At 66.3% G+C, this 12,270-nt stretch carries 11 protein-coding genes; 8 read left to right on the forward strand and 3 right to left on the reverse strand.

The genetic code is table 11. From position 1 onward, the window contains the following. Positions 1-650: SPFH domain-containing protein (locus tag Q0L57_RS28655; RefSeq protein WP_296746450.1), on the reverse strand; the 650-nt coding region annotated here is incomplete at its 3' end. Positions 651-718: 68 nt separating this feature from the next. Next, positions 719-1,171 (reverse strand): hypothetical protein, encoded by a 453-nt coding sequence (locus Q0L57_RS28660; protein WP_296746451.1) that lies wholly within the window; start codon positions 1,169-1,171, stop codon positions 719-721. A 507-nt stretch (positions 1,172-1,678) separates the two neighbouring features. Here Q0L57_RS28660 and Q0L57_RS28665 point away from each other — a divergent pair. The 8 genes from Q0L57_RS28665 (at position 1,679) to Q0L57_RS28700 (ending at position 11,612) form a co-directional block, all read left to right on the forward strand. Continuing rightward, positions 1,679-2,281 carry an ANTAR domain-containing response regulator gene (locus Q0L57_RS28665; RefSeq protein ID WP_296746452.1) on the forward strand — a complete coding sequence of 201 codons (603 nt, stop codon included), beginning with the start codon at positions 1,679-1,681 and terminating at the stop codon, positions 2,279-2,281. A 2-nt stretch (positions 2,282-2,283) separates the two neighbouring features. Beyond that, positions 2,284-3,522, forward strand: coding sequence for a CmpA/NrtA family ABC transporter substrate-binding protein (locus Q0L57_RS28670; RefSeq protein WP_296746460.1), 1,239 nt, complete (start codon positions 2,284-2,286; stop codon positions 3,520-3,522). Between the two features lie 351 nt (positions 3,523-3,873). Then, complete coding sequence (locus Q0L57_RS28675; protein WP_296746453.1) at positions 3,874-4,047, forward strand: twin-arginine translocation signal domain-containing protein; 174 nt, start codon at positions 3,874-3,876, stop codon at positions 4,045-4,047. Positions 4,048-4,097: 50 nt separating this feature from the next. Then, positions 4,098-5,399, forward strand: a complete 1,302-nt coding sequence (locus Q0L57_RS28680) for a nitrate/nitrite transporter (RefSeq protein ID WP_296746454.1) — start codon at positions 4,098-4,100, stop codon at positions 5,397-5,399. Positions 5,400-5,419: 20 nt separating this feature from the next. Beyond that, positions 5,420-7,870 (forward strand): nitrite reductase large subunit NirB, encoded by a 2,451-nt coding sequence (nirB, locus tag Q0L57_RS28685; RefSeq protein WP_296746455.1) that lies wholly within the window; start codon positions 5,420-5,422, stop codon positions 7,868-7,870. Between the two features lie 5 nt (positions 7,871-7,875). Continuing rightward, on the forward strand, positions 7,876-8,205 hold the full coding sequence (nirD, locus tag Q0L57_RS28690) for a nitrite reductase small subunit NirD (protein WP_296746456.1): 330 nt from the start codon (positions 7,876-7,878) through the stop codon (positions 8,203-8,205). Positions 8,206-8,209: 4 nt separating this feature from the next. Next, on the forward strand, positions 8,210-11,062 hold the full coding sequence (locus tag Q0L57_RS28695) for a nitrate reductase (RefSeq protein WP_296746457.1): 2,853 nt from the start codon (positions 8,210-8,212) through the stop codon (positions 11,060-11,062). 130 nt (positions 11,063-11,192) lie between these two features. Continuing rightward, entirely contained in the window at positions 11,193-11,612 is a 420-nt protein-coding gene (locus tag Q0L57_RS28700; RefSeq protein WP_296746458.1) for a DOPA 4,5-dioxygenase family protein, read from the forward strand. A 103-nt stretch (positions 11,613-11,715) separates the two neighbouring features. On the opposite strand, the gene Q0L57_RS28705 is transcribed toward Q0L57_RS28700, so the two are convergent. Beyond that, the gene (locus tag Q0L57_RS28705; RefSeq protein ID WP_296746459.1) at positions 11,716-11,994 is read right to left on the reverse strand and encodes a hypothetical protein; all 279 of its coding nucleotides are present in this window, start codon (positions 11,992-11,994) and stop codon (positions 11,716-11,718) included. Positions 11,995-12,270 lie beyond the last annotated feature (276 nt).

The raw sequence follows: 12,270 nt of genomic DNA on the forward strand, positions 1-12,270 counted from the left end.
TCGCGCATGCGCTCGTCGCGCGGCATGATCAGCACCTTGAGGTCGTTGAGCATGATGCCGTAGACCTTGAGGAAATCGGTGAGATGCGCCTTCACCGCCTCGCGGACATCGCTGATCCGCTCATTGACGTTCTCCATCTTGGTGACCTGGATGATCTGGTTGATCGCCTGCTCGATGGCCGGTCCGGCGTAGTCGGCGATCTCCTTGGTGTCGATCACCGCGCCCGCGAAGGGCATGTGGGTGATAAGAGCAAGCGCTTCATCCTTGCTGTCTATGTGGATGTAGTAGTCCACGACATAGGACATCTCCGCCATCTCGGCGCTGGTCGCGACGCCCTCGTTGCGCACCAGCAGCTTGGAGCGGTTGATGTAGATGACCTCGTAGACCCAGGGCGACGATCCGCCGAAGAAGCCCTGCACCACCGACCCGACCAGCGGCTTGTCCGGGGTCTGGAGCTGGTACTGGCCGGTCTCGTAGACGTTGAGCACCGCGCCGCGCGACTTCAGGATGCAGAAGTGGTTGCTTTCAACCGTCAACAGCGAACCTGAAACGATGCTCTCGTCGACGATCTTCATCGCGACTGTCCTGGTGCCGAGCGCGTCCGTGCCGTCGCGCTGCAGCGACGTGATTACCTGCCTGGTGATCGCCATTTCAACTCTCCCTCGCTTGTACCGGCACGCCTCGCGTGCCCGATGCCTGTCGACTTTGCTGGAATGCGCTAGCGCGGCGAACAGAGGCCCTTGCCCCTGAACGATTGCTGCAGCCGGGCGGTCCGGTCGGTGCGCTGGCGGTAGCCGCCGTCGCCGTCGAGCAGATATTTCGCCCGTTGCCTCGCGGGCGCCTGCGGCGCCGCCTTCTTCGACGAGGCTGCGCGCGCGGCGACTTGCTCTATCGCCCGGGCGGCCTTGCGGCTGATCTCGGGACTTGCCTTGGCGTCCTGCAGGGCCCGGGTGACTGCCTGGCCGAGAAGTTCCTGGCCTTTTCCGCCGAGGAAGCTCGAAACCACTTCCGCGACATCGGCGATTTCGTCGCGCTGAGCATCAGCTGGCGGGGATAACGGCGAGGCGGGTCGGCGCGCCTCCGGTTGAATGACTTTTCCCCGGCCCAAGGCCTTGCCCAGCGACCGCCAGACAATGAAGGCGAGGACCAGTAAAAATAGAATATGCGACATGGAAAAACCCGATCAATTCAGAATACACGGCGAAGCTGCTACTATTTGATAGCGCCAAGTCTTTCTTGCTGTATTTTACAAATCGCGTTTTCGGCCAGCCCCACTCAGTTTGCGTTGAAGATGCTGGAACCAGCCAGCGCGTCTCGTGGCGCCCTGGAACGTTCATTCTCAAGCATCGATAAGTTGTGCCCTGGATTCCGCTGTTGGCGGATCAATGGTGGTTCCGGAGCGCCGCCGAACCACCCGCCGTCCCCTCCCCCATGCCTCGTCAAAACATCTATTCTCCGGACATAACTGTCCAGCAACCAATGGATAGGCAATGCTGTGCCGTTGATAAGGGAAGTCCCGAATGTCGCCTATACACAATGTCGCGAGGTATTTGCGGCAAAGGCCTTGAGGTCGAAATCTCGCTCTTTTCAGCGGTCGGCGACATCGTCATTTTGCGCGACCGCGCCCGCAAGCCGGCATACCGCATTGCACAATTCCAGCGCTTCGACATAGTGAGGCATGGCCCGATCCGCACTCGCCGTCCTGGTGATCGACGAAAACCGCATCCGCGCCTCGATCATCGAGGCAGGCCTGCGCGAGGCCGGGCACGAGCGGGTGACCGTCATCCACGATGTCGCCGGCATTGCGCGCCGCATTGCCGAAATCGAGCCCGACGTCATCGTCATCGATCTCGAAAACCCCAACCGCGACATGCTGGAGAACATGTTCCAGCTGTCGCGCGCGGTGAAGCGGCCTATCGCCATGTTCGTCGACCGCTCCGACCAGGCATCGATCGAAGCCGCGGTCGAGGCCGGCGTGTCGGCCTATGTCGTCGACGGCCTGAGGCAAGAGCGCGTCAAGCCGATCCTCGACATGGCGGTGAGCCGCTTCAACGCCTTCTCGCGCATGGCGCGCGAGCTGGAGGAGGCGCGCAGCGAGCTGGAGAACCGCAAGTTGATCGACCGCGCCAAGGGCATCCTGATGAAATCGCGCGGCCTCTCCGAGGAGGCCGCCTACACGCTTCTGCGCAAGACGGCGATGAACCAGAACCGCAAGATCGGCGAGATCGCCCAGAGCCTGGTGACCGCCGCCGGGCTGCTTGCGCCGCCGGAGGGTGAATGAGCATGACCGCCGCGCACGAAATCACCGCCGGCTTCATGCCGCTTTTCGACAGCGCCGTGCTGGTCTGCGCGCGCGAGATGGGCTTCGCGGCCCGCGAAGGCATCGAGCTGAAGCTGCAGCGCGAGACGTCCTGGGCCAACATTCGCGACCGCATCGCCATCGGCCATTTCGACGTCGCCCACATGCTGGGCCCGATGCCGCTCGCCTGCAGCCTCGGCCTGACGCCGATCGCCTCCGACACCATCGTGCCGTTCTCGCTTGGCCTCGGCGGTAACTGCGTCACCGTCTCCAACGCCGTATGGGACGGCATGGCGGCGCATGGAGCGGAGCCGGACCTCGACCCGGCGCGCGCCGGCGCGGCGCTTGGCGCGTTGATCCGCGAGCGCGTCGCGTCCGGCCGCGAGCCGCTGCGACTTGCCGTCGTCCATCCGCATTCCGGGCACAATTACGAATTGCGCTACTGGCTTGCGGCCTGCGGCATAGATCCCTCGACCGAGATCGAGATCGTCATCGTGCCGCCGCCCTTCATGGCCGATGCGCTGGCCGCCGGCCGCATCGACGGCTATTGCGTCGGCGAACCCTGGAACAGTGCTTCGGTCGCGGTCGGAACGGGGCACATAGTGACGGTCAAAGCGCTGCTCTGGCGCAACAGCCCCGAGAAGGTGATCGGCGCGCGCAAGAGCTGGGCGGAAGCAAACCCGGACGTATTGGCGGCGCTGCTGAGGGCGCTCCACCATTCCGCGCGCTGGTGCCAGGACCCCGACAACCATGCCGAACTGGCGGCGCTGATGGCGGAGCCCCGCTTCCTCGGACTGCCCGCTTCGGTGCAGATGCCGATCCTCACCGGCCGGCTGAGGCTCGGCAGCGGCGTGGAGCGGGCGATCGATGATTTCTTCGTGCCGTTCGACAAGGCGGCGAACTTTCCCTGGAAGAGCCACGCGTTGTGGTTCTACACGCAGATGGTGCGCTGGGGCGATATCGAGCACACGCCCCGCAACCTCGCCATTGCCAGGGATTGCTATCGACCCGACCTCTACCGCGCGGCGCTGAAGCCGCTTGGCGTGGCCCTGCCGGGCGCCAACGCCAAGGTCGAGGGCGCGCTTCGAGAGGCGACGCCGGTCGGGTCGGCCGGAGCGAGCCTCGTACTCGGCCCGGACGGATTCTTCGATGGCCAGATATTCGATCCGGACCGGATCGACGCCTATATTGCCGCCCAGAAATCGGCCGGTTCGCGAGACTGATCGTTTCGACGCCATTCTTGTGCATTGCACAAAAATTATGCGGACCGTTCGCGCAGCTGACCAATGTTTGATCGGGCAGCCGATCGGCACAGCAACCACAAATTCCTTCCATCTCATTGACCCTGCTTAGCTTTTCGTCTCGCCACGAAAACTGGCACGGTTCCTGCTTTGCATTAAGGGAGCCCGTTCTCGGGCAATGAAACAGGCGTCCAATGGCGGGCGCCACAGGCAAAGCTGCCGCTCAGGTCGACGCGCGATCCCGGATGTACGGACGCGAGAGGCCTGGACGGCAGCTTTTCTTTTTTGGCCGACACGCGATCGACGGGCTGTCAGGCCCCACTGGAGACGACGATGACGAAACGGATCGGAACCGCCCCTTCGCTGAAGGACTTCGTGCGCCGCGACTTCCTCCTCGGCAGCGCTCTCACCGCGGCGCTGTTCATTGCCGCGCTGCTGCTGTTTCCCCCCGGCAGCGAGCCCGAGGGCAAGGCCCCTCACATAACCGTAGCGGCTTCGCCGCGCTGACCGTCGACCAACAGACGCGACGCCACTCACGCCGCGAACCGGAGCCCAAGATGACCGCAAACCTCGCAACCGCGCCCAGCCAGGACAATGCTCCGCGGCAGGCGCTCGTCATGTCCACCATCGCCTTCACCGTCTGTTTCGCGGTGTGGACGATCTTCGCCATCATCGGAGTCCGCATCAAGCAGGAGCTTGGGCTGAACGAGACGGAATTCGGCCTGCTCGTCGGCACGCCGATCCTCACCGGCTCGCTCGTGCGCATGGTGCTCGGCGTCTGGACCGACCGGTTTGGCGGAAGACTGGTCTACACGGTGAACATGCTGGCGGCGGCAGCCGCGACCTTCCTGCTGGCCTACGCGCATACTTACGGCCAGATCCTGGTTGCCGCGCTCGGCGTCGGGCTCGCCGGCGGCTCCTTCGCCGTCGGTGTCGCCTATGTCTCGCGCTTCTTCCCCGCCGGCAAGCAAGGCACCGCGCTCGGCATCTTCGGTGTCGGCAATGTCGGCGCAGCGGTCACCAAGTTCCTGGCGCCGCTGGCGCTGCTCGCCTGGGGCTGGCAGTCGGTGGCCGAGATCTGGGCGGCGGCGCTTGCCGTCATGGCGGTGGTCTTCTGGTTCACGACAGGCGACGACCCGGTCATACGCGAGCGCCGCGCCGGCAAGGCGATGCCGGCGCGAAGCTTCTGGCAGGAGTTCGCGCCGCTGAAGAACCTGCGGGTCTGGCGCTTCTCGCTCTACTACTTCTTCTGCTTCGGCGCGTTCGTGGCGCTGTCGCTGTGGCTGCCGCGCTACCTGATCGGCGTCTACGGCTTCGGCATCGCCACGGCCGGCATGATCGGCGCCGCCTACTCGATCCCGGCAAGCGTCTTCCGCGCCTATGGCGGCGTGCTTTCGGACCGTATCGGCGCGCGCACCGTGCTCTATTGGACCTTCACCGTCTGTGCCGTCGCGACGCTGGTTCTGTCCCTCCCCTCGGCGGACTACGTCGTGCGCGGCATCAGCGGGCCGATCGCCTTCCATTTCGAGATCGGCCCGCTCGCCTTCATTGCCGTCGCCAGCGTGCTCGGCTTCTTCATGAGCCTCGGCAAGGCCGCCGTCTACAAGCACATCCCCGCCTACTATCCGCAGAGCGTCGGCGCGGTCGGCGGCGTGGTCGGCATGATCGGCGGCCTTGGCGGCTTCATCCTGCCGATCGCCTTCGGCGCGCTGAACGACCTTACCGGCGTCTGGTCGAGCTGCTTCATGCTGCTCTTCCTGATTGTTGTCGGCTGCCTTGCCTGGATGCACTTCAGCATCCGGCGCATGGAGCGCGCGGTGGCCGCGCGAGCCACGCCCATTTCGTACGCAGCTGAGTGAAACGGGAGCGGATCAACACAATGACCGAGAAACTCGTCATCATCGGCAACGGCATGGCTCCCGGGCGCATGCTTGAACATCTGCTGGAGAAGGCGCCGGGCCGCTACCAGGTCACCATCTTCAACGCCGAACCGCGGGTGAACTACGACCGCATCATGCTGTCGCCGGTGCTTTCCGGCGAAAAGGCCTATGAAGAGATCATCATCCATGGCGACGGCTGGTACATCAAGCACGGCATCATGCTCTACAAGGGCCACCGGATCGTCGCCATCGACCGGGCGGCGAAGACCGTCACCTCCGACCACGGCGTCACCGAGCCCTACGACAGGCTGGTGATCGCCACCGGCTCGGTGCCGTTCATCATCCCGGTGCCAGGCAACAACCTGCCCGGCGTCTTGACCTACCGCGACCTCGACGACGTGCAGGCCATGCTGCTTGCAGCGCAGTCGCGGGCCAAGGCCGTCGTCATCGGCGGCGGCCTGCTCGGGCTCGAGGCCGCCGCCGGACTGAACCTGCAAGGCATGGATGTCACCGTGCTGCACGTCATGCCGACATTGATGGATCGCCAGCTCGATCCCGCCGCCGGCTATCTCCTGCAGCGCGCCGTGGAGGAGCGCGGCATCAAGGTCATCACCAAGGCCAACACGCAGGCGATCGCCGGCAACGGCAAGGTCGAGCGCGTTGAACTCGCCGACGGCACGGTCGTGCCGGCGACGCTGGTGGTGATGGCCGCGGGCATCAGGCCGAACGCGGCACTCGCCAAGGACGCGGGCATCGCCGTCAATCGCGGCATCGTCGTCGATGCCGGCATGCGCAGCAACGACCCCGACATTTTCGCGCTCGGCGAATGCGCCGAGGTGGGCGGCATGGTCTACGGGCTGGTGGCGCCGCTCTACGAGATGGCCCGCGTCGCGGCCGCCCAGCTGGCCGGCGACGAGAGCGCCGCCTTCGTGCACTCGGACACGCCGACCAAGCTCAAGGTCACCGGCATCGACCTGTTCTCGCTGGGCGACTTCGCCGACGGCGGGGACCGGCAGGAGATCGTGCTGCGTGACGCCTCCGCCGGCGTCTACAAGCGACTGGTGCTGAAGGACGACCGCATCATCGGCACGGTGCTCTACGGCGAGACCTCCGATGGCGCCTGGTTCAACGACCTCAAGAAGAAGCAGACCGACATCTCGGCCATGCGCGACACCCTGATCTTCGGCCAGTCGTACCAGGGGGGCGCTCCCCTGGACCCTATGGCGGCCGTTGCAGCCTTGCCGGATGATGCGGAAATCTGCGGCTGCAACGGCGTCTGCAAGGGCAAGATCACCGGAGCGATCACCGGCGCGGGGCTGACATCGCTCGACGACGTGCGCGCCCACACCAAGGCGTCCGCTTCCTGCGGCTCCTGCACCGGGCTGGTCGAGAAGCTGATGGTGCTGACCATCGGCGACAAATACAACCCGGCCGCCGTGCAACCCATGTGCTCCTGCACCGCGCTCGCTCACGACGAGGTGCGCCGGCTGATCAAGGCCAAGCGGCTGAAGACCATCCCCGCCGTCATGCAGGAGCTGGAATGGAAGACCTCCTGCGGCTGCGCCAAATGCCGGCCCGCGCTCAACTACTACCTCGTCTGCGACTGGCCGGACGAATATGCCGACGACTACCAGTCGCGCTTCATCAACGAGCGCGTCCACGCCAACATCCAGAAAGACGGCACCTATTCGGTGGTGCCGCGCATGTGGGGCGGGGTGACCAGCGCCGCCGAGCTGCGCGCCATCGCCGATGTCGTCGACAAGTTCGAGATCCCGATGGTCAAGGTCACCGGCGGCCAGCGCATCGACATGCTGGGCATCCGCAAGGAGGACCTGCCGGCGGTGTGGGCCGATCTCGGCAAGGCCGGCTTCGTCTCCGGCCATGCCTATGCCAAGGGGCTGCGCACGGTGAAGACCTGCGTCGGTTCGGACTGGTGCCGCTTCGGCACGCAGGATTCGACGGGCCTTGGCGTGCGCATCGAGAAATTCATGTGGGGATCGTGGACGCCCGCCAAGGTGAAGATGGCTGTGTCGGGCTGCCCGAGGAACTGCGCCGAGGCGACATGCAAGGATGTCGGCGTGATCTGCGTCGACAGCGGCTTCGAGATCCACTTCGCCGGAGCGGCCGGCCTCGACATCAAGGGCACCGAGGTGCTCGGCCTGGTCAGGACGGAGGACGGAGCGCTGGAGCATATCGTGGCGCTGGTGCAGATGTATCGCGAGCAGGCGCGCTATCTCGAGCGCATCTACAAATGGGCCAAGCGCGTCGGCATCGACGAAATCAGGCGCCAGATCATGGACGACGGGGCCAAGCGCAAGGCCTATTTCGAGCGCTTCGTCTTCTCGCAGAAATTCGCCCAGGTCGATCCCTGGTCGGAGCGCGTCTCCGGCAAGGACAAGCACGAATTCCGGCCGATGGCGTCCGTCGGTTTTGCGCAGGCCGCGGAGTGACAGGCATGAACTGGATACCGATCGGCTCCCTCTCGGATATCCCGCGGCGCGGCGCGCGCTGCGTCGATACCCCGCAAGGCAAGATAGCCGTGTTCCGCACGGCGGACGACCAGGTCTATGCCATCGACGACCGCTGCCCGCACAAGGGCGGCCCGCTCAGCCAGGGCATCGTCCACGGCGCGGCGGTGACCTGTCCGCTGCACAATTGGGTGATCTCGCTGGAGACGGGCAAGGCCCTCGGCGCCGACGAGGGCGCGGTGCGCACCATCCCCGTGAAGCGGGAGGGCGAGCGCCTGCTGCTTGCGCTCGACGCGCTGGCCAGCCGCGCGGCCTGAACGCATGGAGATCGAGAATGCACGCGAGGTGAGGACCACCTGCCCCTATTGCGGGGTGGGGTGTGGCGTGCTGGCGAAGGTCGCCGCGGACGGTGAGGTGTCCGTCCGTGGCGACCCCGCCCATCCCGCGAATTTCGGCCGGCTTTGCTCCAAGGGTTCGGCTCTGGCCGAGACCGTCGGTCTCGATGGAAGGTTGCTGCATCCTCAGATCGGTAATCGCCGCGCCGGCTGGGACGAGGCGCTCGACCTCGTCGCCTCGACCTTCACGCGCACCATTGCTGACCATGGCCCCGATGCGGTCGCCTTCTATGTGTCGGGCCAGCTGCTGACCGAGGATTACTATGTCGCCAACAAGCTGATGAAGGGCTTCATCGGCTCGGGCAACATCGACACCAATTCGCGGCTGTGCATGGCATCCTCGGTCGCCGGCCACCGCCGCGCCTTCGGGGCCGACACCGTGCCGGGCTGCTACGAGGACCTCGAACTGGCCGACCTCATCGTGCTGGTCGGCTCCAACCTCGCCTGGTGCCACCCCGTGCTCTACCAGCGCATCGCGGCGGCGCGCGAGAAGCGGCCGCAGATGAAGATCGTGCTGGTCGACCCACGCCGCACCATGACGGCCGATATCGCCGACCTGCACCTGGCGATCGCGCCCGACGGCGACACGGCGCTGTTTTGCGGCCTGCTGGCCCATCTCGCGGCGAGCGGCGCGCTGGACCGCGACTACATCGCCGCCCACACAAGCGGCTTCGAGGCGGCGTTGTCGACGGCGGGCGCGCTCGATCTTGCCGGCATCCGCGCGGCCACCGGCCTGGGCGAGGACGAACTTCTCGGCTTCTATGACCTGTTCGCCGCGACAGACAGGACCGTGACGATCTACAGCCAGGGCGTGAACCAGTCGTCGCAAGGCACCGACAAGGTCAGTGCCATCATCAACTGCCATCTCGCGACCGGCCGGATCGGCAGGCCCGGGACGGGACCGTTTTCGGTCACCGGCCAGCCCAATGCCATGGGCGGCCGCGAGGTGGGCGGCCTCGCCAACATGCTGGCCGCGCATATGGAGATCGAGGACCCCGCGCATCGCGACCGCGTGCGGCGCTTCTGGAAGGCGCCCGCCGTCGCGGACAAGCCCGGCCTCAAGGCGGTCGACATGTTCCGGGCGGTGGCCGACGGGCGCGTCAAGGCGCTGTGGATCATGGCGACCAATCCCGTCGATTCGATGCCGGATGCCGATACAGTGGAAGCCGCGATCGAGGCTTGCCCCTTCGTCGTGGTGTCGGACGTGCTCACCGGCACCGACACGGTGCGCCACGCCCATGTCCGGCTGCCCGCGACGGCCTGGGGCGAGAAGGACGGCACCGTCACCAACTCGGAGCGGCGCATCTCACGCCAGCGCGCCTTTCTGCCGCCGCCTGGAGAAGCAAGGCCCGACTGGTGGATCGTGGCCGAGGTGGCAAAGCGCATGGGTTTCGGCGAAGCGTTCGCGCATGGCGGGCCGGCCGGGATCTTCGCCGAGCACGCCGCCCTGTCGGGTTTCGAGAACGACGGGGCGCGGGATTTCGATATCGGGGCTTATGCCGAGGTGGATGCAGAAAGTTACGACGGGATGACCCCATTCCAATGGCCCGCGCCGAGCCAAGGCACCCCCCTCTGGCCTGCCGGCCATCTCCCCCTCAAGGGGGGAGATCAGCCCTCGCGCGGGCTTTCGCCAATCTCCAGCGTTGGAGACGGAGCGCCGAGTCCGACGCTGCCAATCTCCCCCCTTGAGGGGGAGATGGCCGGCAGGCCAGAGGGGGGTGCCCAGGCTGGACCTCGGCAGGCTGGGATACAGACGCCCGTCCGTTTCTTCGCCGACGGCAACTTCTACACCCCGGACGGCAAGGCCCGCTTCATCTCCATCCGCCCCGGGCAGGAAACCCGCACCAGCCCGGACTTTCCGCTTGTGCTCAACACCGGCCGTATCCGCGACCACTGGCACACCATGACGCGCACCGGCAAAAGCCCACGCCTCTCGCAGCACATCGCCGAACCCTTCATCGAGATCCATCCGGAAGATGCCCGCCGCTACGACATCGGCGACGCCGACATCGTGCGTGTGGAGAGCCCGCGCGGCGCGGCCCTCGTGCGCACCCTGGTGACTGCACGCCAACGCCCGGGCAGTGTCTTTTCGCCGATGCATTGGACGGATCAGTTCGCCTCGCGCGCCCGGCTCGGCGCGCTCACGGCGCCGCTGACCGATCCGACCTCCGGGCAGCCGGCGCTGAAGCATGTCGCCGTGCGCGTCGAGAAATTCGCGGCCAAGGCCTTCGGCTTTGCGGTGACGCGGCAATTGCCCGAGGCCATCCGCGCCGATTACTGGGCGGTCGCCCGCTGCAAGGATGGCTGGCGGGTGGAACTCGCCCTCGCCGACGACGAAGTCGACTGGACGGCATTCGCGGTCGCCCTGCTCGGCCTCCCACCCACAGCCGAGATGCTTGTCTATCACGACCGCGAAGCGGGCCAGCACCGCATCGCCGCATTCGATGGCACGCGCCTTTGCGGCGCCATGTTCGTCGGGCCAGGGCCGGTCGCGGTGTCGCGCGGCTGGGCGAGCGGGCAGCTCGAGGCACTGCATGCCGGCCCGCGCGAGCGCTTCCGCGTCGTTGCCGGCCGCCCCAGCGCCGACCGGCCCGATGGCGGCGCCACGGTGTGCTCCTGCTTCGGCGTGGGCGCCAACCAGATCGCCGCCGCGGTCGCGTCGGGCTGCCGGACTGTCGAGGGCATCGGCGAGACGCTGAAAGCCGGCACCAATTGCGGCTCCTGCCGCGCGGAAATCCGCGCCATCATCGCGGCCGGCAGGATGCAAGCGGCGGAGTGAGAGGCTGGTCGGCCGGCATCGCTGACGCGGTACAGCGTCGGTCGCACCTGCCGGCGCCTGCTACAGACAAAGCGCCCGCGCTTCGGGTAGAGTTCCGCCGGATGCGACAATCATCCAGGAGGAACCCGAGGTGAACCAAGACGCCGCCAATCCAAGGCCGCTGGCGGAAATCGCCAGCTACCACGCCCATATCTACTTCGACGGGCAGACCGAGCGGCACCATGCCGAATGGCTGCGCCTGCGCATCGGCGAGCGGTTCCGCGTGCGCCTGGGCAACTGGCACGACAAGAAGGTCGGCCCGCACGACCAGGCCATGTACCAGGTCTCCTTCGCGAAGGAGGTCTTCGCCTCGATCGTTCCGTGGCTGATGCTGAACCACCAGGGCCTGAGCATCCTCATCCACCCGAACACGACCAATCCCCGGCGCGACCATCTCATCGACCCGCTCTGGATAGGCCGGCCGCTGGCCGTGCACGGGGAAACCCTTCCGGACGACGACGAGGCGGAAGACGCGCTCGAGCCAAACACCGAGCCGTCGCTCCCGGTGTAGCGGCTTCGTCGCGACCGCGGCTGCGCCGGTTGACGGAGCGCCCGCCCCAGGCCTGGCCGAGGCGGGCTCTCTTGAATTGCGGCATGCCGCCCGGCGAGACGCCTTACTTGTTGGCGCCGCCGAGCGCCTTGAGCTTCTCGCAGAACACGGCGTAGGGCTTGCTCATCGCCGCGTCGTTGCATTCCTTCATCATGGCGTCCTGGTTGGCCTTGGGCATGGCGTTCCAGATGGACTTCATCTCGGCGTCGGACTTCATGGTTTGCAGGCTGGCGTCGGTGTAGAAGGGCGCCATCATCGTCGGCTCGTCGAGGGCGCCGGCCAATGCCGCGCCCGCCAGGACGGCCACGGCGGCCGCGCCAAGGCACAGGGTCTTGAAGTTCATGGAAATCACCTTTCTCTGGGGTTCCCGGCTGCCGGAGGCCGCCGGGTCAAAAGTCACGAAGCATAGATTTCGGTTCAGACATGCCGTGCGAGGGCGGATGTCGCGTTCTCTCGATCCTCTCTGGATGATCGCCCAAATGCCCGCATCGATGACGGCGCGGCCTGCCGCGTCCTTGTGAGTCAGCGGCAACGCGGCCAGCCGCGCGTTGGGCAGTGAGCCCGCCTGGCGGAAGTTCAGGCCGCGCGGACGGCCTCGAGGATGAGGCGGGTGGTCAGG

The sequence above is a fragment of the Mesorhizobium sp. genome, from assembly GCF_024509055.1.
Lineage (GTDB): Bacteria > Pseudomonadota > Alphaproteobacteria > Rhizobiales > Rhizobiaceae > Mesorhizobium.